19 protein-coding genes are annotated in these 23,633 nt (G+C 62.1%); 2 read left to right on the forward strand and 17 right to left on the reverse strand.

The features are described 5' to 3' along the window. Nucleotides 1-194 precede the first annotated feature (194 nt). Nucleotides 195-1,265 (forward strand): IS110 family RNA-guided transposase, encoded by a 1,071-nt coding sequence (locus tag AC629_RS10845; RefSeq protein WP_084804806.1) that lies wholly within the window; start codon nucleotides 195-197, stop codon nucleotides 1,263-1,265. 100 nt (nucleotides 1,266-1,365) lie between these two features. Here the strand turns inward: AC629_RS10845 and AC629_RS10850 are convergent, their stop codons facing one another. From AC629_RS10850 to AC629_RS10880, 7 genes are all read right to left on the reverse strand, one after another. After that, the gene (locus AC629_RS10850; RefSeq protein WP_245331797.1) at nucleotides 1,366-2,520 is read right to left on the reverse strand and encodes an SPOR domain-containing protein; all 1,155 of its coding nucleotides are present in this window, start codon (nucleotides 2,518-2,520) and stop codon (nucleotides 1,366-1,368) included. A gap of 775 nt (nucleotides 2,521-3,295) precedes the next feature. After that, nucleotides 3,296-3,979, reverse strand: a complete 684-nt coding sequence (locus tag AC629_RS10855) for a recombinase family protein (RefSeq protein WP_245331798.1) — start codon at nucleotides 3,977-3,979, stop codon at nucleotides 3,296-3,298. Between the two features lie 392 nt (nucleotides 3,980-4,371). Further along, entirely contained in the window at nucleotides 4,372-4,698 is a 327-nt protein-coding gene (locus AC629_RS10860; protein ID WP_084804769.1) for a GcrA family cell cycle regulator, read from the reverse strand. 39 nt (nucleotides 4,699-4,737) lie between these two features. Next, a complete protein-coding gene (locus AC629_RS46670; protein WP_168195444.1) occupies nucleotides 4,738-4,905 on the reverse strand; it encodes a hypothetical protein in 168 nt (55 codons plus the stop codon). A 693-nt stretch (nucleotides 4,906-5,598) separates the two neighbouring features. Beyond that, nucleotides 5,599-6,927 carry a terminase large subunit domain-containing protein gene (locus AC629_RS10870; RefSeq protein ID WP_084804771.1) on the reverse strand — a complete coding sequence of 443 codons (1,329 nt, stop codon included), beginning with the start codon at nucleotides 6,925-6,927 and terminating at the stop codon, nucleotides 5,599-5,601. Nucleotides 6,928-7,314: 387 nt separating this feature from the next. Continuing rightward, nucleotides 7,315-10,626, reverse strand: coding sequence for an adenylate/guanylate cyclase domain-containing protein (locus AC629_RS10875; protein WP_084804772.1), 3,312 nt, complete (start codon nucleotides 10,624-10,626; stop codon nucleotides 7,315-7,317). 448 nt (nucleotides 10,627-11,074) lie between these two features. Continuing rightward, a complete protein-coding gene (locus tag AC629_RS10880; protein ID WP_084804773.1) occupies nucleotides 11,075-12,097 on the reverse strand; it encodes an alpha/beta fold hydrolase in 1,023 nt (340 codons plus the stop codon). Between the two features lie 746 nt (nucleotides 12,098-12,843). Here AC629_RS10880 and AC629_RS10885 point away from each other — a divergent pair. Beyond that, nucleotides 12,844-13,101: a hypothetical protein gene (locus tag AC629_RS10885; RefSeq protein ID WP_084804774.1), complete on the forward strand. Its 258-nt coding sequence runs from the start codon at nucleotides 12,844-12,846 to the stop codon at nucleotides 13,099-13,101. Here the strand turns inward: AC629_RS10885 and AC629_RS10890 are convergent. The 10 genes from AC629_RS10890 to AC629_RS10935 all read right to left on the reverse strand — a co-directional run bounded on the left by AC629_RS10890 (nucleotide 13,090) and on the right by AC629_RS10935 (nucleotide 23,563). Further along, nucleotides 13,090-13,380, reverse strand: coding sequence for a thioredoxin domain-containing protein (locus AC629_RS10890; RefSeq protein WP_245331799.1), 291 nt, complete (start codon nucleotides 13,378-13,380; stop codon nucleotides 13,090-13,092). The genes AC629_RS10885 and AC629_RS10890 overlap by 12 nt on opposite strands. Nucleotides 13,381-13,456: 76 nt before the next feature. Further along, nucleotides 13,457-14,656: an ABC transporter substrate-binding protein gene (locus tag AC629_RS10895; RefSeq protein ID WP_084804807.1), complete on the reverse strand. Its 1,200-nt coding sequence runs from the start codon at nucleotides 14,654-14,656 to the stop codon at nucleotides 13,457-13,459. Between the two features lie 66 nt (nucleotides 14,657-14,722). Next, nucleotides 14,723-15,883, reverse strand: a complete 1,161-nt coding sequence (locus AC629_RS10900) for an iron-containing alcohol dehydrogenase (RefSeq protein ID WP_084804808.1) — start codon at nucleotides 15,881-15,883, stop codon at nucleotides 14,723-14,725. 53 nt (nucleotides 15,884-15,936) lie between these two features. Further along, nucleotides 15,937-16,947 carry an NAD(P)H-dependent flavin oxidoreductase gene (locus AC629_RS10905; protein ID WP_084804775.1) on the reverse strand — a complete coding sequence of 337 codons (1,011 nt, stop codon included), beginning with the start codon at nucleotides 16,945-16,947 and terminating at the stop codon, nucleotides 15,937-15,939. Between the two features lie 20 nt (nucleotides 16,948-16,967). Beyond that, nucleotides 16,968-18,155, reverse strand: a complete 1,188-nt coding sequence (locus AC629_RS10910; RefSeq protein ID WP_084804776.1) for an acetyl-CoA C-acyltransferase — start codon at nucleotides 18,153-18,155, stop codon at nucleotides 16,968-16,970. 14 nt (nucleotides 18,156-18,169) lie between these two features. Continuing rightward, on the reverse strand, nucleotides 18,170-19,300 hold the full coding sequence (locus tag AC629_RS10915; RefSeq protein WP_084804777.1) for an acyl-CoA dehydrogenase family protein: 1,131 nt from the start codon (nucleotides 19,298-19,300) through the stop codon (nucleotides 18,170-18,172). Nucleotides 19,301-19,323: 23 nt separating this feature from the next. Further along, nucleotides 19,324-20,505 (reverse strand): acyl-CoA dehydrogenase family protein, encoded by a 1,182-nt coding sequence (locus AC629_RS10920; protein WP_084804778.1) that lies wholly within the window; start codon nucleotides 20,503-20,505, stop codon nucleotides 19,324-19,326. Nucleotides 20,506-20,516: 11 nt separating this feature from the next. Beyond that, complete coding sequence (locus tag AC629_RS10925; RefSeq protein ID WP_084804809.1) at nucleotides 20,517-21,254, reverse strand: SDR family oxidoreductase; 738 nt, start codon at nucleotides 21,252-21,254, stop codon at nucleotides 20,517-20,519. Nucleotides 21,255-21,313: 59 nt separating this feature from the next. Next, nucleotides 21,314-22,804: a class I adenylate-forming enzyme family protein gene (locus AC629_RS10930; protein WP_245331800.1), complete on the reverse strand. Its 1,491-nt coding sequence runs from the start codon at nucleotides 22,802-22,804 to the stop codon at nucleotides 21,314-21,316. 120 nt (nucleotides 22,805-22,924) lie between these two features. Then, a complete protein-coding gene (locus AC629_RS10935) occupies nucleotides 22,925-23,563 on the reverse strand; it encodes a 2-hydroxychromene-2-carboxylate isomerase (RefSeq protein ID WP_084804779.1) in 639 nt (212 codons plus the stop codon). Nucleotides 23,564-23,633: the final 70 nt, after the last annotated feature.

The following is a 23,633-nucleotide window of genomic DNA, read 5'->3' on the forward strand; positions in this document are numbered from 1 at the left end:
CGACGTCTTTGGGTCCCGCCTTCTCCTCTGCACGATCCATCAGTGCAAGAACTTCACGACGAGTCCTCGTGGAGACGGGAAACCGTGCGCTGTGTACTTGACTGGGGACATCAGAATGGGATGATGGTCCGGCCGTGCTCCGGCCCCGCCAGCACGCAACGCTGGCCCGGGGCAGCGAAGACAAGGAGCTCGCCGTGTCTCAGCAATCCAACTGCGCAACCGCCGTGATCGGCATCGATATCGGCAAGAACTCGTTCCACGTCGTGGGACACGATCAGCGTGGTGCGATCGTGCTGCGTCAGAAGTGGTCGCGCGGCCAGGTCGAGGCGCGACTTGCCAACCTCCCGCCGTGCCTGATCGGCATGGAGGCCTGCGTCGGCGCGCATCATCTAAGCCGCAAGCTACAGCTATTCGGCCACAACGCCCGGCTGATGCCGGCCAAATACGTGCGGCCATATAGCAAGGGACAGAAGAACGACTTCCGCGATGCAGAGGCGATTGCCGAAGCGGTACAACGCCCGACGATGAAGTTCGTTGCGACCAAGACCGCCGACCAACTTGACCTGCAGGCCCTGCACCGCGTCCGCGAGCGCTTGGTCAGCCAGCGTACCGGCATCATCAATCAGATCCGCGCCTTCCTGCTGGAGCGGGGCATTCCAGTCCGGCAAGGTCTGCGTTTCCTGCGGGCCGAGCTGCCGGGCATTCTGGCCATGCGCACTGATGTCCTGTCGCCCCGCATGTCGCGCGTCATCGAGGCGTTGGCCGGAGACTGGCGCCACCTGGATGCACGCATCGAGGGGCTCACCGGCGAGATTGAGACGCTCGCTCGCCAAGATCAACACTGCGAGCGGCTGATGACGGTCCCCGGCATCGGTCCGATCATCTCGAGCGCGATGGTGGCCGCGATCGGCACCGGCGACGTGTTCTGCAAAGGCCGCGACTTCGGCGCCTGGCTCGGGTTGGTCCCGAAACAGATCTCGACAGGAGACCGGACAATCCTTGGCAGCATATCACGGCACGGCAATCGCTATCTGCGCGGGCTGTTCGTTCAGGCGGCCTGGGTCGTGCTGGTCAAGCTCGGGCCAAAGCATTGGGAACGCTATGGGCTCAAATCTTGGATCGAGGCGGCGAAGAAGCGCCTGCACCACAACGTGCTCGCCATTGCGCTCGCCAACAAGCTCGCCCGCATCGCGTGGGCGGTTCTGAACAAGGGACGCGCCTTCGCGTGCGCCAAGACCGATGCGATGGCGTCCCGTCCAGCGTGATCCTCGCGCCGTGCTCGGGGCCATCAAGGCATGGCCTGGCAGCATCTAAGCGAGAGGCAAGGCCTGCGCGACAGCCAGCCTTGACGGCCCCTTAGCGGAACTACTCAGATGATTTCGTCATCTTTTGGATGACGCACTGCCCGCCGGCATTTTTCAAATTGCCGCAGAACTGGGCCGCCTCTTCGGTGGATCCAAACGGACCGACCATGGTGCGGTAATAGACCCCCTTGTCGCCGAGATCAGCGCGCTTGATGACCGGAGGACGGGACCCCAGCGCGGCCGGAAACTTGTTTTGCAGCGCGCGATAGGAGGCCTGCACGTCGGCCTCGTTCTTCTGCGAGGAGACCTGAACCAGATAACCGCCGCCGGCCGAGGGGGCCGTCTGGAGCGCGTTGGTAGCGGCGAGACGGATCGGCGGCACCGGATCGGATGCTGGCGCGCTCTGTGGCGACAGCGTCAGCGGTGCGTTATTGCTGGCATTGGCGGCCGATGGGTTACGGTAAGCCGGAGCAGTTGGTGTGGACGCCGATCGGGCAGCCGGGCCCGGTTTTGCAGGTGCGGCCGCACCCGCCGGGGCTCCACCGTTCTCGGTGGCATCGCCCTTCGCGGTGAGCGCCTTGATCTTGCGCGGCTCGTCGTTTGGCATCGCTCCGTTCGCGGCCGTCACCAGCGCCGGGCCTGTGGGAGAAACGCTCGCAACCGGCGGCGGGCTGCTGTTCTGGTTCAGCGGCGGAAATACCTCGCGCGATGCGCCGGACCTGGAATTGACGTCCACCGGTGCTTCCTCGCGCGATACCAGCTTTTCACCGCCGTCGCCTGGCGGCGTTCGGTCAGGGATCTTGGAGGCGCCACCGTCAGACTGGGCCGGCATCACCTTGGTCGGGCTGTTGTCGGCCCTGATGATCGGCGGCTCGCCTCTGCGCGGAGAGCCAAGATAGGTTCGATAGGCCAATACAGCTCCCGTCCCCACCACGGCCAGTGCCAGCACCGCTGCAACGGTCACCATCGCCGGATGGGCCGGATCGCGAGCATTTTCCTGTTCGACGTTCTTGATCGAGAGATAAAGTGTGTCGTCACGACGTGACGGACCAACTGGTTTGTCGTCCGCGTTTTGGTCTTGATAGTCCTGTTCTGACGCTGCGGCTGGTGGACCCACGATGCCGCGGTGCAAAGGATGCACGGGGCTCGGCTGGTACTCCGGCTCTGGCTCTTCATATTCCTGCTGTGGCGGGGCTTCCTGCCTGGCGCGCTGCATCCATCGCGGCGGCCCAGCGGGCGCGCTCGCTTCTTCCTGCGCGAGGGCGTATTGTAGGCGGACATTGGCCCGCGACTGCAATGGAAGGGGGGGGCTTGGCCGGGGTGCCGAACAGATCAGTCTGCCCGATCAGTTCCACCAGCGGATCGCTCTCGCCGCGCACATTCGGATTCGCACTGCGATCATAGTTGGCATCGGTAGGAAAAGGTCGGTTTAGATAACGATTAGCCATCGTGAAGATGCGTCCGCTTCGGGGCAGCGCCAACCCGCCATGACCACCGAGCCATGACAAATGAATTGGCCCCTGCCAGACACCCTCACAATCCCCATTGTGAGAATCTTCGCCCCTGCTTTCCGCACCTCGGTTGGAGAGTGGGCGCCGAGAACGGCCAAGCCCAATGCCAGAACCGAGACGACTGGACCCTCGCCGGCCGTGCCTTCATAGTCTCCCGATGCTTCGTTAATAAAGGGCTAATGACGCAACGACGGCTACGTCCCGATGAATTCAGCTAACGGCTGAGAAATTGAGGTACGGACGCGATTTCATACGCGACACACCTTCATCACCTGATCGCCAGGTAATTGATGACCTTTACGCCGACACGACCTTTCTTCGGTTATCGTCGTGACATCTACGGCGATGGGATCAAAATATTGCTGTCCGGCTGGGAGATCGCCGATGGTGGCCTTCAAGGTCGAGGTCTTTCTCTACCGGACCGTTGCTCGCTCGACCGTGTAGCCATTCGGCCGGTCGCGAAAAGCCACGCCCGAAAATTCATCCCCCGGCATCGATCAGCGCAAGCCAAGCCGCACCTTCAACCGCATCACCTGTGACGATTGCCACTGCGCCAGGCGCCGTCGGGATCTTCTGCGCGTTGAGGATCCCCGCGATCTTCCGTGTCGTCATGCCGGCTAGTGGCGTCACGAACTCGCGCAGGCTCTCGGCGTAGGCATCTGCCTTCGCGCGGTTCTTCTGCCCTCGCTTCGGGTCAGCAAGCTGCATGCCCCTCGCCTTCGCTGCTGCCAGCGCCTCCCTCGTCCGCCTCGCGATTAGCGCCCGTTCCTTCTCGGCCACCGCGGCGTAAATGTGCAGCATAAACGGATCCACGTCAGGCACCAGTTCGGCGATGATAAACGGCACTTTTTGCATCATCAGCCCACTGATGAAATGCACGTCTCGGCTCAGCCGATCCAGCTTGGCGACGACGATCGAGCACTTGCGCCAGCTTGGCCTTGGCCAGCGCCGCGGCAAGTTGCGGCCGCCGCTCCATGCGTCCAAAATTGCAACCTTCGGCAGTTCTAGACGTTTGTGTTGACTCGTACTGAGCCAATCGGAATTGGGGCCGGCTCTCGTGCTTGAGCAACTTGTCCTCAAATAGTCGGCTCGTGGGTCCTGCTGAACTTGACGCTCGGCCCCTGTCGCACCCGCCGGGCTTGCGCTCGGCGGATTGCCACACATCGATCGTTCCCGCTCGAACTGCCAGTAGTGGAGGGCTGCTGAGGTGGGTTTCGTTACGCAGGACGATATCGAACAAGAACGTGTGCGATCGCGCGCATGGCGTTTCTCGTGCAGCGGAGCGCGTCTACTAGTGGTGGTTGGTGATCAAAGCAATCGGGGCCGGCTCTTCCACTGCCTTGCGAGTACCCTCATCGCCAATGCTCGTTGGCCGAGCCGCAGCGCCTTGCGAGGCTTGCCCTACAGTTGTTAGGGGTGGTACTAGCGACGACGGAAGCTTTTGCGCTGGCCTCGCGGTTCCAACCACAGCCACCGGCCGAATACGCGGCAACCATCACTGCACGGTAACGACCACTTGCGAGAGCGGACCGCGCTGCGAACGATGGGAGAGTCCGCTAGCGAGTATTCCTGACCGCTTCAGCAAGCAGGGCGTAAAGTTGGCGCTTGCTGAATTTCTTTGGCTGCCCTCCAACTGTCTTCCGCGACACCTTCTTTGCCACTGGGCGGACACAGACGGCCAACAACGCCGGGCATCGCTTCGGCATCGGCCGTATCTTGGGGTTTGCTGTTGGCGGCATGTGACCACGCTTCAGGCCCAAACGAGTTAGCCTACCGCAGACCGCGTTACGGCTACACCCGAGACGGCGCGCGATCTGCGCGGCGCTCTGTCCTGCGGTCCAGAGTTTTTTGAGCAGCGCGACGTCTTTCGCATCCAAACCCATGGGAAATATTATAGCGCCGACTGCCACATGCAGACTAGTCTAGTCTTCGTCCGGCTCGCGCACGACCGGCGGTTCATCGGCTTGGTCCTCGTCGTCGTCTTCCTCTTCGTCTTCGTCTTCAGGGTCGCGGGGCGGCATTGTGTTGCTTATGATCACGAGAGCACTCCGATCGATTGACCTGGTGGAAACGCGGATGTGTTGCTTCATGATGTTGCTCCTCGGGTGTAGATCCAGGGCGATCGGATTTTACACCTTCTGCTCCCGGTCGTGCTCGGTGATTGCCGAACCGTCGCGCCAACAAAACAACCCCCGGCGACCAGTTGCCATCGAGCGAGGTTCGTTTGCGTGTGGCGTGGTTGTCTTCAGATCATAGGCCGAGGCGATCGCGGACGCGACGAACCTGCATCGGAAACCATCGGCCGCCATTCGGTGCCGCGATGCCGCGCGCGTTGAGATCGGTCGCGATCGCACTGCTCGACGTGCGCCCGCCGACGATGCAGCGCTCGATGTGCGGGCGCAAGGCTCGAGCTTGCTCAGCCGCCTTCGCCCGGTTGACCTCGGCCGTTCGGACTGCCCGAGCTTGATCGACCAGCTCGCACGAGCAATCGGGCAATCGGCCAACGCCCAAGAATGGGCTTGACCCAACGCAGTCCCCTACCGCGGCACAACAAGATTAAACAAACTATGCAATATCAATGGCCTCGGGGCGATATGTCCTCGCCAGCGTCCCAATTCCGTCGCAGGCGCTTGGCCTTTTGGTCACTACGTAGCTGATCGAGCTCAGCCTGCTCGTCAACCGTCGTCCGAATAGCATTGCTTGTCATCGAGCTCGCGCTCGCGACGCGACTGACATCGTTTCCAACATTGAACACCGCAGGTAGCCGACAAAGCGCGGGGAGCTTATGCAATCGGGATGTGCGTGATCACTTTCGACAGTCGCGTCAGGCCCCACACCATGGCATCGAGGCGGTTGGGCGAGCCGTCCACCGCGCGATCCCACTCGCGGCTGAATGCCATCATCTCGGCTTCCAGCTGATCGAGCCCCCGACGGTGCAGAACGCGGCCCTTCTCGTACAAAAGCGAGATCGGTTCGGCCCGCATGGCCTTACCGCGCGACGCCGACACTTCCTTGATACGGATCATGTTGGTGTCGCGCTCGCCGCGCGCATGGATACGCTCTGCGGCTTGCTTGACGACCTCGGTCGCCATGTCGCCGCCGAAATTGACCTCGACCACGATGTCATCGGCGTCGAAGTCATCGTGCGCCTTCACCACCGCTTCGCCCCATTGCGCCGGGCTTCCCGATGTTGAGCGGTCGGCCAGAACCGCGAACCGGCCATCATTGAGCAGCGCGGACACGACGATGCCAACCTCATCCGCGCCGCCGGACGGGTCAACGCCAACGGTCACCTGCTCGATCGACCCCTCCGCCACCTCGTCGTGGATTAACCAGTCGTCTTTGAACAGCGCGTTCTGCGGATCTAGGATCATGGCGCCTTGCAATTCCTGCCGACCAAGCCGCGTGCCCTCATAAAGCTCGCGGATCTTTCTCAGGAAGTCCGGCGCGAGATGCGCGGCGTTGTCGTAAGTCGAACCGCTGGTGATCCGGATGCCGTCCATTGCGACCAGCTTTTTCATGAACGGAGTAGTACGCGGCGTGGTGGCGATCAGAACGCGCGGCATGTCGCCGAGCCGCAAGCCCAGCATCATCATGTCGAAGACTTGCTGCTGATAACGCATGCGCGCGATTTCATCGATCACGCACAGCTCGCATTGCGGGCCGCGCAAGGATTCCGGTTCTTCACCCGAGAAGAAAACGCAGATGGCGCCGTGTGGCCATTCCAGCCTTCGCTTCGACGATACCCAACGCGGGTGCGGATCACGGCCGCAGGTTGCGAGGATGCCGCTCGCGCCTTCGAGATTAACATCGTGAAAATCCGCCGTCGTCGGCGCGATTAAATGAACGCGCTTGATGCCGGCCCGAACCGCCACGTGAACTGCCGCCGACATCGAATGGGACTTGCCGGTGCCACGGCCACCAAGGAAAAGCCAACACCAGCCAAGATCCGCCGGTGGCAGTTGCGCATCGCGGGCGCGAAACACCCAATCGTCCGCGGCGCCATCGTCCAGCCTCTTCATGAACTCTTCGCGTGCGGCGTCCGGCAACGTCCGGATCTCTTTCCGCATCTGGTGCAGATCCCTGATTTCGCGGAGGAAACGGTCAGCCAATAGCGTTCTCCTTGATCGCCCCGCCTTCGATGGTGCGATCGGCTCCTCTCAGCCGAGACTTTTCACGCAACAACCCCTCCCGCCAATCATAGGCCGAGACGATCGCGGTCGCGACAAATTTTCATTCGCTCCCAGGGGCGTGCACTCGTAAATCGAGACGCGCTAAATCAGCACACGTTGATGTCCGCTGCGCCCTCCACAGCGGCGCGAAAGCGGACATCGCTGCAGGTCCGAGTCGGGCCAACAGGCGACATCATTGCAAGATCTGTCTTCTCAGGAATGGGCGCTAAGACTTCCACGGGGAATGGGCATCACCCGGTGATCACGAACCGTCATTGAGGATGCATCTGTTATTGGCGGGAGACTGCATCTACTCACATCGTGGTGTCACCCCAATTCCTCCAGTAAGGCCTTCGCCTCCTGCAAGTCCGGCGTGTCGAACCCCTCGGTGAACCAGCTATAGACCGGCGTGAGGAGTTCGCGGGCTTCGGCGCGCTTACCTTGGTCGCTCCGGAGGTGGGCGAGGCTGCAGGACGCGCGGAGTTCCCACAGTTTCGCGTTCTGTGCCTGTGCCTTCGAGAGTGAACGGGAAAACCACAGCTCTGCGCCGTCTGAATCGCTTTTGGCGACCAGCACCTCGCCCCTGAGCCGATACAGTTCTGCTTCGTACCAGCGCTCGTCGGTTCGTTCAGCCAGCTCCAGCGCCTCGCGCAGCAGGTTCAACCCTTCCGTGGTCCGGTCTATTCGCCTGTTCGCTTCTGCAAGAAGACCAAGATAGTACGGCACCTTGATCTCCGCGCCGGTTGCTCGCTTCGTCGCCAGACCATCGTGTATCTTGCCGATGGCATCTGAAATCGACCCGCCCAGCGCGATCGTTGCCCACCCTCTAAAACAGGTCCCTGATCCGACGAAATGCGGAAAACCCTGCTCGGTGGCAAGCGCGACCAGCTCGTCGGAGCGTTCGGCAAGCATCGTTCCGTCGCCGCGAAGTTGATGAAAGATACAGCTGAGGTGCAGGGCCATGCCCAACGCGTAAGGGTGTGACACCTTCCGCGCCAAGGCCAGCGATTGCTGGCTCTCCGCCAGTGCCTGATCCGCGCTGCCCAGGAGCAGCAGCGTCCAGGCCATGAAGCCCCGCGGAGCAACACGAAGATCGACATGCGCGAATGTCAGCGATCGAGGCGAAGGCCGATCGTCGACGGGGATCGCCGCCCTGAAATGCTGGAGCGCGCCTGTGAACTCTGCTCGAAAGAGGAGGCTCAACCCGAATCCGTATTCGGCAAGCAGCTTGGCGTCAGGATCGTCGCCGGCCTGGGCGACGGCGAGCAACTCCTCGACGATTCGACGGGCAGCGGCAAACTCTGCGCGATTTGCCAGCACGAGCCTGAGACCGTTCAGCGTCGCCACAAGTTGAGGCCCTTCGGCTAGCTCAAAGCATAGATCCCGAGCATGCGCATAGGCTTCACCGGCTTCACGTGACGCCCATCCCTTGGTTGCGGTCAGAGTTCCGGCAAGGGCAAGCTGAAGCGCGAGTTCTCTGGATCGTCGTTGTGGACTCTTCGGCAGGTCGGCGAGCGAGCGGAGTGCCTTGCCAAAGTGCACCACGGCCTCGGCCATGGCCGAACGCTCAACCGCCAACCGACCAGCTTTGTCCCAGTAGTCGATTGCCTGATCCGGCATGCCCGCTTGCGCGTAATGGCTCGCGACCAGCTCGGGGCGGAGCGAGGCTTGATCCGGCAAGCGCTCCTCCAGCGTCTGAGCGATGCGGCCGTGCAGATGTTGGCGGCGGCTCTTAAGCAGGCTGCCGTACGCGGCGTCCTGGACAAGCGCGTGCTTGAATAGGAAGGTCGCGCCAGGCAACAAACCCCGCCGAAAAATCAGGCCCGCATCGACAAGCTGATCCAAAGCGGCGCGCAAGGCATCGTCATCTCGATCTGCCACGGCCTGAACCAGCCCGTAGGTGAACTCTCGCCCGATCGCCGCGCCGACCTGCGCGGTTTCTCTGGCGACAGGACCAAGACGGTCAAGCCGCGCCATCAATGAGGCATTAAGCGTGGCAGGAACGGCAAGCGGCGCCGCTGAAACCGGCCCTTTGGCAGCTTCCTCCATCACCGCTTTCGTCAACTCTTCGACAAAGAGTGGGATGCCGTCGGTGCGCTCGACGATCTCGGTCGTGATCTCATCGGAAAGGACGTTGTTTCCCGCCACCCGTTCGACCAGGGCCGCGCCCTCGCGCCGCCCAAGACGACTGAGCGTGAGCGTGGACACGTGTGCCTGGCCGGTCCAGGGCGGCTGGAACTCGGGTCGGAAAGTGATGACAAGCAACACCGGCAGGCTTGCGACGCGCTCAACAACCATGTCCAACAGTTCGCATGAGCTGGGGTCGATCCAGTGGACATCCTCATAGACAACGAGTACTGGCCGCCGATGGCTCAGCATCTGAAGGCGCCGGAGAAGCACATCGAAGGTCTTTTCCTTCTTGCGCTGAGGGCTCCAATTCAGCGCGGCATAGCTATCGCCCGTCGGAATCGACAACAGCTCGGACAGAAGCTGGGCGTCGTTCTCTTGTCCGGATGATGGGTCGAGCAGCGATGTCATCTTGTCGAGCTTTGCTTCGGGCGTGTCGTCCCGCTCAAAACCCGCCGCGCGTTCGAGCTGGCGAATGGTCGGGTAGAGGGCGCTATCGGTGTGATGCGGCGTGCAGAAGTACCGCACCCGCCCGTAGGGCTCGTCCTGAAGCCGCTCTTCAAGTGCTACCGTCAGTCGCGACTTGCCGATCCCCGGCTCACCCGACAGCAGCACAACCTGCCCTTCTCCGCTTCTCGCCCGTCGCCAGCGGCGCAACAGCAATTCCAGTTCCTCGTCGCGTCCTACCAGCGGCGTAAGACTGGTCTCGTGTTGCGCCTCGAAGCGGCTTGCGACGGTGCTGGTACGGGTCACCCACCACGCCCGCACGGGATCAGCCAAACCCTTGAGCGCCACCTTCCCCAGGTCGCGGTACTCAAAGAGACCGGCGGAGAGCCGACGGGTGCCGTGCGAGATCACCACCTGACCCGGCTCCGCGAGCGTTTGCAGCCGCGCGGCCAGATTAGGCGTATCGCCCACGACGCCGCGCTCTTGCGCTTCGCCCGTGCCGATGAGGTCGCCGACCACCACCAATCCTGTGGCGACGCCGATCCGAGCCTGAAGCGTCGCGTCGATCCCGGTGCGGAGCTTTTTGACCGCCTCAGCCAAGGCGAGAGCCGCGCGCACGCCTCGCTCCGCGTCATCTTCGTGCGCTTCCGGGTACCCAAAGTATGCAAGCACCCCGTCGCCCATGTACTTGGCAACGAACCCTCCGGCTTTTGCGATCTGTTCGGCGCAGCAGCGATGATACGCGCCGATGATCTCCCTCATGTCCTCAGGGTCTAGCCGTGTCGAAAGCGCCGTCGAACCGACAAGATCACAGAACATGACGGTAAGCTGGCGCCGCTCGGCGGATGCCGCAACTGGAGTGATCGGAGAGGCCGCCGCAAACAGCGGCGCCTCACGGGTAGTCGGGGCGCTCGCGGTGAGAGGTCGGCCGCACTCAGCGCAGAACTTGGCATTTGGACGGTTTGCACTACCGCAGGAGGGGCAGCGCGCTTCCAGCGCCGCGCCGCAAGCTATGCAGAACTTGCCGGTGTCCGGTGTGTCGGAATGGCAATTTGGACACTCCATGAGCGCCCCCTATCCGACGAGCCGCGTCTACTGTTTCAGAGTTATTGTGGCACGGCAAGCCGGGACCGAAATGAGGGTGCCGCATTCCTCGGTGTCTCAGCATGGCTCCTGCTTTATCGGCCAACTGGGATTCGACGTCCATCTTCGCGGAATTCGCGGCCAGGATCTTTGCATTGCGGGATGTCGGCTTGGGGTCATTCTCGACCGACTCTGCGGGTTTCGGCCGCCGTTCGATATCTGCTCTTCTCCGAAACCGACCAGCTTACTGCGCGGCAGCGAAATGACGCGAAGGGCCAATTTCGAACTCCCGCACCGCCACAAACGACGCACGGGAGTGGATCACGCGCGCGCTCTGTTCGTCCCGGCGCTTGTCCGCAAAAAGTTCACGCTCAAGGCGGCCACAGCTACTACAAAACGGCGCATGTGGTCCTAATTGCTTTTCTTGTGCTTAATTGCTCTTGGTCGCCGCGCGTACGAAGGCGGCAAGCTCCGAGTTGAAGCGCGGCGCATCCTCGTAGAACGGCGAATGACCGATCCCGTCATAGATCGAGAGTTTCGCGCCGGGGACGATGGATGCGGTGTATTTCGAGATACCCACCTTGACGTTGCGGTCTTCGGCGCCGTGTGTGACCAGCACCGGTATGGTCAGCTTGGACATGACTTCAGTCGCATCGAGCGGACGGCCGGAGAACCCGGCGCGCACTTTGGCCGGCACCATCATGTTGAAGGCGAGCATGGTCTCGTAGTCGTCGACACTCGGCTGTTTGGAGAAGCAACCGTGCACAAAGACGCGGGTCGCCGCGATGTTGGTCGCCATGTCTTCGGATGCCATCAGCGGCAAGTTCTTGAGATTGTCGCCGATCAGCGCTGGATCCAACTTGATTGAGGCATCGACGAAGTTGATGCCGGCAATTTTGCTTGCGCCGTGGGTCGTCACGTAATCGGAAATGACGCGTCCGGCATAGGAGTGGCCGACCAAGACGGGGTGCTTGAGGCCGGCCGCATCCATGACGGCTTGCACCTCGTCGCCCCACGCTTTCGAATCGCGATAATACTTGGGATCAAGCGGCTTATCGGAATTGCCGTGACCACGCAGATCGTAAGTGACGATATGAAATTCTTTGGCGAGGTCGCTGTCGGTCTGGCGCATCCACGACATGTAGCTTTGATTAAAGCCGTGAATGAACAGGATTTCGGGTCCGCTCGGGTTGCCCCATTCTTGGGCGGATATGGTCAGTCCGTCTGGGGTCTTCACGCTGATCGGTTTGTATTTGGGTTCATCTGTGAGACCGGGCGCCGTCATGGCGACCAACAATGCGGCTGCGGACATTACCGTGAAACCGCGGCGGGATGACGCGAACGGATTCATGAGAATCCTCCCTTGGCTGGTTTTAAATGTTTGTGATGTGAAGGCTAACATGTGTCGCGCGGCCGGGCCATTGATTTGAACCCCAACTTCGCGACTGCCCATGGCTATCTCGGCGAAGCGCTCGTCCTTCCCGGGCGGTCAATCATGCGCAACACAACGCGCTAACCCTGGTTCGCCGCGATCGGTCGTGTCGCGCGGTGGAATCTCCCAGCCGCGATACTCACCGATGGAGTCTCAAAGCTGGCGTCTGCCCAGAGCGTTGGCGGATGAAGTTTGCTGCGGTGCATGAGTCTGCAATGGGTCAATCGCGACTGCGCTGGCTGAGCAGAAATTCAAGCGATGTCCGCTATGCTCTGAAAGCGGCAATCAGCAGGTGCAGGCGATTTGCTATGCAGACCCTTGGCATCCATCCGCCCAAGGCAAGGGTGCCGCGAGACAAAGCGCGACGTCGCGAGCCTTTTCGCGCGTAGATGGCCGAACGTCGCCGGCCGGTTTGACGGCCCCCTCCAGCGGCGCTTCCGGAGTCCGCCCGGAGTCCCTCCCTCCACGAGCTAGGGAGGCAGCCGTGCCCCACACAAACGGACCCATGGATTCCGCTGAGTCATCGAGAGGCATCGTCGTCGGAAGCAACCCAGCATCCCCGCACTTAAAGCCGGCTCATCGGGGCCGGTATCCGTTCCTACCGCTAGCGATCTGAAAGCGAGGCGTGTTAGGTCATGATGGCCTAACCGAGCCCAATCATCTCGAAACAAGGACCCGGGGAGCAACCCAATCGCAATAGCTGCTGTGTGACGAGAAGGACTGCACCAACCGCCTGCCCTGCACGGTATCCCGGAGGAAATGCGCTGATGTCCGTCGTCCACCTCATTGATCACGCCGACTTCGGTGAGCTGCAGATCGACGATCCTGAACACATGCGGGTTGATCGCGAGGGCGAGCATGAGCTCTATGTGATGATCATCGATGGCAGTTTTGAGCAGACCGCCTACAGCCTGCACGACAACGCGGCCGACGCCGAGGGAACGGCTGCCGCGTTGGCCAAGCGCCTACGATGCGACTGGGGCACAAACTACGGCCGACGCAAGAGCGGTAGCTCAAGGAGTTGAGTAGCTCGGAGCAAAAGAGGCCCGGCTCACCTGCTGTTGCACGCATAAGCCACACGGCTGGTAGAAGTCGGCGAGATGCCATCCCGTGCGTGCCAGGGATGAAAGCGATTGACGTTCGTGCTCGGCCAAGGGACGCGCATCGTAGTCCCACAGCCAGTCCCTCAACTCCCTGCCCGATGCTCCTCGGATCTCGACGTCCACGGCACAGAACCGGGCAGCGATGGTCGCTTTCCAGACACGCGGGTTCGGCAGATAAGAGAATATTCGCAAATCAGCCATCGTGGATTTCTCCTGATGAACCTCGTGCCCCCAGGCGGACGTTCAAGTCGCTTGGGGTGTCAGCGCGACGAATACCCTACTCCGAGCTCCCGTCGAGGACTTCACCGAACTGCTCCCAGCCCGTCCCCGTCCATCGCTGAAGCTGCAGTTGCGTCCAGATCATGTTGTTGCTGGTGCTGGTGTTGATCCGAACGCCGGGCAGCGCCGTAGGCAGCAAGAGGTTCTTCAGCGACTTCGCCTGCTTGATGATGTTTTCACGCGAAAGGTCGTCGCCGCATTGTTTGAGGATCTGCTCCAGCACCATGCCCTGCTGGTATCCGGTCAGATAGCTGGTATTGGTGATATCGGCGCCGGCCAGGTATCGTTCGAAGAAGGCGCGATAGACCTTGACTCCCTCGTCATCCGCCCATTTCTGATCGCTTGGATCCTTGTTCGGGGTACCGACGATCACGCCGACCGAGTTCTCCAATCCCGCCGGCTTCAGCGTGCCCGCGATTGTTGACGAGGGGAAGTTGATGAAGATCATTGGCTTCCACCCGCTCTCGACCGCACGACGGATCGCCTGCGCGGCAAATTTTGGCGTACCTGCGATGAACAGCGCCTGCGCGCCTGAGCTCTTGAGCGTGACCACCTGCGAGTCGACCGTTGGTTCCGTCACCTCGTAACTGGCGGTCACCACGCGTTTGTCGAAATCGGCCCCCAGCACGGTCTTGAAGGCGTTCACGTAGTCACGACCGAGATCGTCGTTCTGGAACAGAATCGCATATTTCGCTGCGGGCAAGGCGCGCTGCAGATATTTTGCGTAGATCTTCCCCTCAGTGTCATAGCTGACAAGCCCGGTGGTCGTCAGCGGATAGTCCTTGACGCTGGTAAATTTGCTCGCACCGGTCACGATCGCGATCGTCGGCACGCGTTTCGCAGCAAGGTATTTTGCCACGGCGGAGTTACCTGCCGTGCCGAGCTGGCTGAACATGAAGGCGACTTCGTCGCTCTCCACCAACCTGCGCGCGTGCTCGAATGCCTTCGGCGGGCTATAAGCATCGTCGAGCATGAGATATTCGATCTTGCGTCCGTTGATCCCACCGCGATCGTTGATCGATTGCACATAGGCCTGTACGCCCTGCCCGGTCTGGCCGATCGAGGACGCCGGTCCACTCAACGGAAATATGCCACCAATTTTGATTGCCGTCGCTGTGACGCCGGGCGTGTCACCTGCCCAGCACGGGACTGACATTGCAAGCAAGAGTGCACAGACCAGCCGGATTCCCAAAAACATCGCGCATTCCTCCATTGTTTGCGCGCCCTGCGTGTAGCAGGAAGCGATGCTTATTCTCAGACCAGGTCAGGCGGCAAACTTGAGTATCTTGACGATGTCGCCGGGCTCGCGGATCGGCTGCGGGTTTGCCCGCGTAAAGATTGAGAGCATTGCGTTCTTGCCGATGAGTTCGAATCGGTCCTCGGCAACGCCGACCTCGGCGAGCGTCCGGGGAAGGCCGAGTTCCGCGACAAATTCTGCGAAAGCCTCGCCGGCATCACGCCCCTGCGCGCCGAGCGCCGCTGCGACTGACTTCTGTGCGGCTTCCGTGGCGGGGCGGTTGTAACGCAATACGCTCGGCATCATCACAGCCGTGCAGAAATAGTGCGGCACGTCGCAGGTGCCCCCGAGCACATGCCCGATGGCGTGGCTCGCGCCCATCGGCACCCTCGCCTGCAGCCCGAAGGCCGACAGCCATGAGCCCAACTGACAGCTCAGTCGCGCCGCTTCGTCGTTCGGGTTGCTCCTGGTGCGTCGAAGACCATCATGCAGATAGCGCAGGCCCTGTTGACACACAGCGTCGACAAGCACATTCGGACGACTGGAACAGATCGCCTCGATGCCGTGATCCATGGCCCGTGTGCCAGAGCCGAGCCACAGTTTCTCCGGCGTATATTTGGTCATGACGGGGTCGAGGATGATGCTGCGCGGCATCATCATGGGGTGGTTGAATATCTGCTTCAGCTTGCGGCGGGTATCGGTGACCAGCGTGCCGGAATTGTATTCGCCGCCAGACAGCGTGCTCGGGATGGCGATCATCCGCACCTTGGGGGTGCGGAACTGTCCAAAGCGGCGCTCCGGCGTCGTCTCGAAGCCGTCAAGCCCGTCCTGCTCGAAAATCTCGTGCTCCATGCACATCAGCACGATCTTCGCCGCGTCGACCACTGAGCCCCCGCCGATGGCGACGACCAGGTCGGCCTTCGCCTCCGTCGCCCGCCTGGCAATCTGCACCACCGCTTCGCGTGTCGTATGCTGTGGAACTCCGTCGAAAGTCTCCGCATGGCGCTCGCCGAGGCCAACGCGGATCCTTTCGATCTCATCAGTCTTGCTGTTCAGGGTGCGGCTGACGATCAGGTAGACGCGCTTTGCGCCGAGCCGCTCCGCTTCCTCGCGCAGCGCCTCAGCCGCAGGCTTGCCGTAGATCACGGATTCCATCGTCGGGTATTGATAACTGCCTGCTACAAGCATGCTCTCCCTCCCATCGATATTGTAGGTCGACATTCCCGCGGTGCGCTGCCCCGTCACGCGACGGCGCGCGCCGGTGCGTCGTCGATGTCCCCGTCAAGGAAACCGGTCAGGCGTTGGCGTATGATCTGCTCGGCCTCCGTCATGATGCGGTCGATCAGCTCCTTCACGGTCGGGACGTCCTTGATCAGGCCGATCACCATCCCGCAGCTCCAGGCGCCGGCGTCCATTTCGCCGTTCACCATCACCTTGGGGTAGACCCCGGCAACCTGCTCGTGGATGTCGCCGATCTTCAGACTTGCACCCTTCTCGCGCTCGATCTCGAGCAGCTCAGCGACACCCTTGTTCTTGAGCACACGCTCGGTGTTGCGCAGCGCGCGCATCACCAGCACCGTGTCGAGCTCGGTCGCCTTAACCAGCGCCTGCTTGACGTTGTCGTGGACCGGCGCTTCCTTGGTGGCCACGAAGCGTGTCCCCATGTTCATGCCGGCCGCGCCCATCGACAGCGCCGCGACGAGGCTCCGCGCGTCCGCCATGCCGCCCGAAGCCACGAACGGGATCTTCAATTCATCCGCCGCGCGCGGCAGCAGGATCATGTTCGGGATGTCGTCCTCGCCGGGGTGACCGCCGCACTCGAACCCGTCGACGCTCACCGCATCGCAGCCGATCTTCTCGGCCTTGAGCGAATGCCGTACCGAAGTGCATTTGTGGATCACCTTGATCCCGGCGGCCTTCAGCGCCGGCATGTACTGCTCGGGGCTGCGGCCCGCGGTCTCGACGGCCTTGACGCCGCCCTCTTTGATGGCAGCGATGTATTCGGGATAGGGTGGTGCGGCAAAGCTCGGCAGGAAGGTCAGGTTCACGCCGAACGGCTTGTCGGTCATGTCGCGGCAGCGCGCGATTTCCTTCGCCAGCAGTTCCGGGGTTTTCTGGGTCAGGCCGGTGATGATACCGAGGCCGCCGGCCTTCGACACGGCTGCGGCGAGCTCGGCAAAGCCGACATAGTGCATGCCACCCTGGATGATCGGATGCTGGATGCCGAACAGTTCAGTGATTGCCGTCTTCACGTGTGATCTCCGCCTTTACATCAGTGGACGATTTCAAACAGACCAGCCGCGCCCATGCCGCCGCCGATGCACATGGTCACCACGCCGTATTTCGCCTTGCGCCTGCGGCCCTCGATCAGAAGGTGCCCCGTGAGCCGCGAGCCGGTCATGCCGTAGGGGTGACCGATCGCGATCGAGCCGCCATTGACGTTGAGCTTGTCCGGATCGATGCCGAGCTTGTCTCGGCAATAGATCACCTGCACCGCATAGGCCTCGTTCAGCTCCCAGAGATCGATGTCGTCGATCTTCAGATTGTGGCGCTTCAGAAGCCGGGGGATCGCAGCGACGGGGCCGACGCCCATCTCGTCCGGCTCGACGCCGGCGGCGACGAAGCCGCGGAAGATTCCGAGCGGCTTCAGGCCCTTCTTGGCCGCGATCTTGTCGCTCATGATCACGCAAGCCGAGGCGCCGTCCGAGAGCTGGCTCGCATTGCCGGCGCTGATCGTCTTGCCCTCGAACACCGGCTTGATCTTGGCCAGGCCGTCGGCGGTCGTATCGGGGCGCGGGCCCTCGTCCTTGGCCAGCGTCACCTGCTGATAGCTGACCGTCTTGGTGTCCTTGTCGATCACGGCCATTTTGGTCGTGATCGGCACGATCTCGTCGTTGAAGCGCCCGCTCTGCAGGGCAGCGCCGACGCGGCGCTGGCATTCGAGGCTGTACTCGTCCTGCTTGTCCCGGCCGATCTTGTAGCGCTCGGCGACGACCTCCGCGGTCTCCAGCATCGACATGTACATTTCCGGCTTCATCGCCATCAGCTCTTCGTCGACGGCGTGGAATTTATTCATATGGTCGTTCTGCACCAAGCTGATCGACTCGATGCCTCCGCCGATCGCTATCTCGACGCCGTCGAGCATCACCGAGCGCGCGGCAACCGCGATCGCCTGCAGGCCGGAGGCGCATTGGCGATCGATGGTTGTGCCGGCGACCGTGACGGGGAGACCGGCACGGATCGCGCCCTTGCGGGCGACGTTCATCACCATGGTGCCCTGCTGCATCGCGCAGCCCATCACGACGTCCTCGACCTCGCCGGGCGCGATGCCGGCCCGCTTCACCGCTTCCGCGATCACATGGCCCGCCATGGTCGGACCGTCGGTGTTATTGAGCGCACCGCGATAGGCCTTGCCGACGCCGGTGCGCGCGGTGGAAACGATAACTGCATCGATTGTCATGCTTGCCTCTCTGCTTAAGCCGCTGTGTCGAGCCGCGCGTAGCGCAGCAAGTGGTAGGCGGGATCGCCGAACTGGATGTTGATGGAGGAGATGCGCTTGAAGTAGTGACCGATGTTGAGCTCGTCGGTCATGCCCATGCCACCATGCAGCTGCACCGCCTGGTCCGCGACGAACTTGCCGGCGTAGCCGACCTTCGATTTTGCGCCCGACGCCAGCCGCGAGACGGCAGCCTCGCCCGCGCTGAGGCCGAGATTGAGATGCTGCATCAGGGAGAGCGCCTCCTGATGCGCGATGAACATGTCGACCATCCGGTGCTGCAGCACCTGAAACGAGCCGATCGTGGTTCCGAACTGCTTTCGCGTCTTTGAATACTCCAGCGTAGCCGAGTTCAGCTCGCCGATCGCGCCGACGGCTTCGGCACAGAGTGCTCCGATGACCCGATCACGGCAGGCTTCCAGCGCGGCGACGCCCTCGCCGTCCCTGCCAAGTAGCTGACCGCGGACGTTGTTCAAACTGACCTCAGCGGCGCGGCGTCCGTCGATGGTCTTGAAGCTTTGCAGATGCAGGTTGGCCGCGCGGCGATCGACCACGAACAAGCTGACGCCGCCGCGGTCATCGCGGTCACCTGAGATCCGGGCGGAGACGATGAGATAATCCGCCCACGGTGCCGCGATCACAGCCGTTTTCTCGCCGCTCAGGACGTAGTCGCCGCCGTCGCGACGCGCGGTGGTCGCCACCGTCGCCAGATCGAAGCGCGAGCCCTTTTCGGCCCAGGCCAGAGCCCAGATTTTCGTCCCCGCGATGATCTCGGGGATAAAGCCCTGCTTCTGCTGGTCGGATCCGGCCTGCTCGATCAGGCCACCGGCGAGCACGACCGTTTCCACGAATGGCTCGACCACGAGATGGCGGCCGAACTCCTGCATAATGATCATGGTCGACAGCGGCCCGCCGCCAAGACCGCCGACGTCCTCAGAGAACGGCGCAGCTAACAGGCCGAGCTCGGCGAAATCAGCCCACTGCTTGCGGCTAATGCCTTCTTCGCTTGCGACGGTCTTGCGGCGCGCGTCGAAATCATACTGATCGCGCAGCAGGCGCTGGACGCTGGATCGTAACAATTCCTGCTCTTCCGTGAACTGGATATCCATCCGATCCTCTTGTTGCGCTGTTGCTAGAGACCGAGCACGGCCTTGGCGATGATGTTGCGCTGGATCTCGTTCGACCCGCCGTAAATGCTGAGCTTGCGCGAGTTCAGGTACTTCTCCGACGCAGTGTGTCCGTAGTCCGGCCCCGGCATGAAATGATTGGCACTGACCGGATGCTCGCGGATCGCAAGGCCGCAATTGCCGATCGCGCGGTGGGTCAGCTCGGTGATGTTCTGGAAGATCTCGGTGCCGCGAATCTTGAACAGTGATGCCGCCGGACCCGGATCGATACCGCGAGCCATTTGCGCCACCACGCGAAGCTCGGTCGCCTCCAGCGCCAGCACGTCGAGCTCGACACGGGCGATGTCCCTGATGAATTCCAGATGCGCAGGATCGTCCTGTGGAATCTCGGCCTTCACGATCCGTTTTAGTCGCTCGAGGTAACGCGTCGAGCGGCCGATGCCGGCCATACTGGTCCGTTCATTGCCGAGCAGGAATTTCGCGTAGGTCCAACCCTTGTTCTCCTCGCCGATCAGGTTCTCGGCGGGCACGCGAACGTTCTCGAGGAAGACGTCGTTCACCTCGTGCGAGCCATCAATGGTGATGATCGGCCGCACCGTGACGCCCGGCGACTTCATGTCGATCAGCAGAAACGAGATGCCCGATTGCGGCTTGGCTGACGGATCGGTGCGGACCAGACAAAAGATCCAGTCGGCGTGCTGGGCGAGCGTGGTCCAGGTCTTGTGGCCGTTGACGATGTAATGGTCGCCGTCGCGCACCGCCTTGGTGCGGACAGTGGCGAGGTCGGAGCCGGAGCCCGGCTCGGAATAGCCCTGGCACCACCAGTCCTCACCGGAGAGGATGCGCGGCAGAAACTTCTTCTTCTGCACTTCGTTGCCGAACGTATAGATGACCGGGCCGACCATTGTGACGCTAAATGCCAACGGCGGCAGCGCGCCGGCGCGCGTGGTCTCCTGCTCGAAGATGAAGCGCCTGGTAATCGACCAGCCCGGACCACCATATTCCTTGGGCCAGAGCGGCGCGATCCAGCCCTTCTTGTGCAGGACGCGATGCCAGAGGAGCATTTGCTCCTTGGTCAGGTCAGTCTCCGGATTCGGAACGCGCATCTCCGCCGGATAACTGTCCGCGATGAAGGTGCGCACCTCATCACGAAACGCCGCATCTTCCGGGGACAGCGCCAGTTCCATTGGGACGCTCCCTACCACTTCTCGCCGAACGGGCGGATTTCCAGCTCGAAGGTCCAGGCGCTCTTCGGCTGCTGGTAGAGCTGCCAGTACGAGGCCGCAACCGACGCCGGCGGCATCAGGAGGTCCGGATTGTCGAGCGCATCTCGACCGAGCGCCTCGATGCGACGCTGCCGGACCCATTCGGTATCGACGCCCGAGTCGATGATGAGATGCGCGACGTGGATGTTCTTCGGGCCCAACTCGCGCGCCATCGCCTGCGCCACCGCGCGCAGGCCGAACTTGGCGCTGGCGAAGGCGGCGTAGCCGCTGCCGCCACGCAAGGATGCGGTGGCGCCGGTGAAGAAGATGTTGCCGCCGCCGCGTTGCAGCATCAGCCGCGCCGCTTCGCGTCCGGCCAGGAAGCCGGAATAGCAGGCCATTTCCCAGACTTTCCGGAACACGCGCTCGGTGGTCTCCAGGATCGGGAAGTTGACGTTGGCACCGATGTTGAAGATGCAGACTTCCAGCGGCGCATGCTTGTCGGCATCACCGAGGAAGGCGATGATCTCCTCCTCCTTGCGCGCGTCGAGCGAACGGGCGTGGATCTCGCCGCCGGCGGCCTCGATTTCCTTGACCAGCGGCGCGAGCTTGTCGCCATTGCGGCGGCCGGCAAAGATCGTAAAGCCCTCGGAGGCGAATTTCTTCGCGATCTCGCCGCCGATGTAATCGCCAGCGCCGATGACAGCGACAGTCGCATTTCTCTTCTGCATGGTCTTCTCCGGCTTCTGGTTTGACTGAATTGGTCTTGGATGCGGCGTCGAGCTGATGCTCACCCCTGGCCGCGCAGCAACTCCGCCAGTTTGTGTTTCAGGATCTTGCCCGTCGAGGTCGCCGGAAGCGCATCCAGCAAGATGATTTCCGAGGGGCGCTTGTAGGAGGTGAGCTGCGGGGCGACATGAGCCATCAGGTCCTGCACGGTTGCCTTCGAGCCCTTGATTAGCTGCACAAAGGCCACGACCTCTTCGTTGCCTTCGACCGACCGCCCGACAACGGCGCACTGCACCACCGCATCGTGCGTACTCAGCACGGCCTCTATCTCGGCCGGATAAACGTTAAATCCGGAGCGGATGATCATCTCCTTGGTCCGGCCAACGACGTAGAGGCAGTCGCCCTCGAAGCGAGCGAGATCACCGGTGTTAAACCAACCGTCGGCATCGATCGCCTTCGCGGTCAGGTCGGGGGCGCGGTAGTAGCCACGCATCACATTCGGGCCACGAACATGGAGCTCGCCAACCTCACCTTTGGCAACGGTCTTGCCGTTCCGAGCGACGAGCTTTGCCTCAACGCCTGGGAGAACCGTTCCCACTGCGTGGTCGGCCCTGGGGCTATCGGGCCGGACGCCGGATATGCCCGGCGAGCACTCGGTGATGCCGTAGCCGTTGAGGAGTGGCAAGCCAAGTTCCTGTTCGACCCGAGATTTGAGTTCCAGATCAAGCGGCGCGCCCGCCACGGCGATCAGACGAAGCGCACCGCGATCGAATTTCGGCAAGCCAGCGTTGCGCCGGTATTCAAGCAGACGCTGGTAGGTCGCGGGCACGCCATTGACGATGGTGATGCCTTCGTCCGCCATCGCCTTCACGAGGGCGGCCGGATCATACTTTGCGACCAAGCGCACTGTGGCGCCGACCATCAAAGTCATGGTGAGCAGCGAAATGCCGACGATGTGCGAGATCGGCAGCACGCAATATTGCACGTCGGCCGACGTCATCTTCCGCCAACCCGCGGTGCCCCTGGCGCTGAACAGGAGATTGCGGTGAGTCAGCATCACGCCCTTGGGCGTGCCTGTGGTCCCCGACGTGTAAATCAGAACCGCAACCTGCTGCGACCCCTCCGTCTCGACCGGCTCCGCCGAAGTCGCCTCGTTCAGCGCAGTCACGCCGATGCCGCGGAGCGGACCGACATCCTGCACGGGCGCGCCATACCGCGTGGCGTGGTCGGCAGCTTCCAGCGATACATCGGTCGTAAAGAAGGCTCGACGGGCCCCGCTGTGATCCCTGATCTGTTCAATTTCGCGGGGCGACAGTCGCGGATTGACGACAATCGCCCAGGCATCGAGCCGGCTTGCGGCGAGCAGCAGACAGGCGAGCGGAATGGAGTTTTCGCTGACGATCATCATGCGATCGCCGGCGCGGATTCCGAGCCCCTGCAGCGCGCTCGCGACGCCGGCCACGCGCCGATCCAGCTCGCGATACGTCAAGCTTGTCTTGTCATCGATCAGCGCAAGCCGATCCGGCGTCGAGTCGACGTACCGGTTGATCACCTCGTGGATCCGATTTGGTAAACCTGCCAGATGTTCTGCCGCCGTCTGCGTTGAAGCCACCACTGAAACCTCCCTGCAACGGCCGTTCGGGCCCGATTCATGTCTTGCGCGTGATTCGGATCAGGCGGTCCTGCGCCGTTCCGTGGCGAGTTGCGCGACGATCTCTTCCTCCACCTCGCGCAATTTGTCCTTTCCAAAGAAAATCTCGCGCCCGACGTAAAAGGTCGGCGAGCCGAACGAGCCGCGAGCGACGGCGCCGTTGGTGTTCTCGATCAGCTTTTTCTTGACGTCGTCCTGCTGTGCGCGCGCGATAATGCGGTCGACATCGAGGCCGGAGGACAAGAACGCCTCGCGGAACACCTGCGGATCGTCCATCTTCTTGGGTTCGACCCACATGTGGTGATAGGCGGCGCGGAAATAGGGTTCGAACATTCCGTCGAGCTGGGCCGCGACAACGCCGCGCATCAGCGTCAGCGTATTCACCGGGAAGAACGGGTTCGACCTGAATTTCGTGATGTTGTGGCGCCGCAGAAAGCGCTCGGTTTCCAGCGCATTGTATTCCGGCTTGTTCTTGATGCCGTGCAAAGATTCGGCTGGCGACATGTTACCGGTCGCCTTGTAGACGCCGCCGAGCAATACCGGAACGTAGTCGAACTTCACGCCGGTCCTTCGCTCGATCTCCGGCAGCACCAGTTCGGCGAGATAGGCGTTAGGACTCCCAAAATCGAAATGAAACTCGACCTTCAGCGGAGCAGCCATTGCGCGCCTTTCCTTTTCGACTGGCGGCCCCTTGCAGACCGCCCGGTTGATCGCATCGAGATACTACGTT

Source organism: Bradyrhizobium sp. NAS80.1, from assembly GCF_001908205.1.
Lineage (GTDB): Bacteria > Pseudomonadota > Alphaproteobacteria > Rhizobiales > Xanthobacteraceae > Bradyrhizobium.

Excerpts from the sequence above, each read along its gene's own strand:
- AC629_RS10850 (WP_245331797.1), bottom strand. The coding sequence starts at position 2,520 with ATGCAGCGCGCCAGGCAGGAAGCCCCGCCACAGCAGGAATATGAAGAG.
- AC629_RS10855 (WP_245331798.1), bottom strand. The coding sequence starts at position 3,979 with ATGTGTGGCAATCCGCCGAGCGCAAGCCCGGCGGGTGCGACAGGGGCC.
- AC629_RS10860 (WP_084804769.1), bottom strand. The coding sequence starts at position 4,698 with ATGGGTTTGGATGCGAAAGACGTCGCGCTGCTCAAAAAACTCTGGACC.
- AC629_RS46670 (WP_168195444.1), bottom strand. The coding sequence starts at position 4,905 with ATGAAGCAACACATCCGCGTTTCCACCAGGTCAATCGATCGGAGTGCT.
- AC629_RS10875 (WP_084804772.1), bottom strand. The coding sequence starts at position 10,626 with ATGGAGTGTCCAAATTGCCATTCCGACACACCGGACACCGGCAAGTTC.
- AC629_RS10880 (WP_084804773.1), bottom strand. The coding sequence starts at position 12,097 with ATGGGCAGTCGCGAAGTTGGGGTTCAAATCAATGGCCCGGCCGCGCGA.
- AC629_RS10885 (WP_084804774.1), top strand. The coding sequence starts at position 12,844 with ATGTCCGTCGTCCACCTCATTGATCACGCCGACTTCGGTGAGCTGCAG.
- AC629_RS10890 (WP_245331799.1), bottom strand. The coding sequence starts at position 13,380 with ATGGCTGATTTGCGAATATTCTCTTATCTGCCGAACCCGCGTGTCTGG.
- AC629_RS10895 (WP_084804807.1), bottom strand. The coding sequence starts at position 14,656 with ATGTTTTTGGGAATCCGGCTGGTCTGTGCACTCTTGCTTGCAATGTCA.
- AC629_RS10900 (WP_084804808.1), bottom strand. The coding sequence starts at position 15,883 with ATGCTTGTAGCAGGCAGTTATCAATACCCGACGATGGAATCCGTGATC.
- AC629_RS10910 (WP_084804776.1), bottom strand. The coding sequence starts at position 18,155 with ATGACAATCGATGCAGTTATCGTTTCCACCGCGCGCACCGGCGTCGGC.
- AC629_RS10915 (WP_084804777.1), bottom strand. The coding sequence starts at position 19,300 with ATGGATATCCAGTTCACGGAAGAGCAGGAATTGTTACGATCCAGCGTC.
- AC629_RS10920 (WP_084804778.1), bottom strand. The coding sequence starts at position 20,505 with ATGGAACTGGCGCTGTCCCCGGAAGATGCGGCGTTTCGTGATGAGGTG.
- AC629_RS10925 (WP_084804809.1), bottom strand. The coding sequence starts at position 21,254 with ATGCAGAAGAGAAATGCGACTGTCGCTGTCATCGGCGCTGGCGATTAC.
- AC629_RS10935 (WP_084804779.1), bottom strand. The coding sequence starts at position 23,563 with ATGGCTGCTCCGCTGAAGGTCGAGTTTCATTTCGATTTTGGGAGTCCT.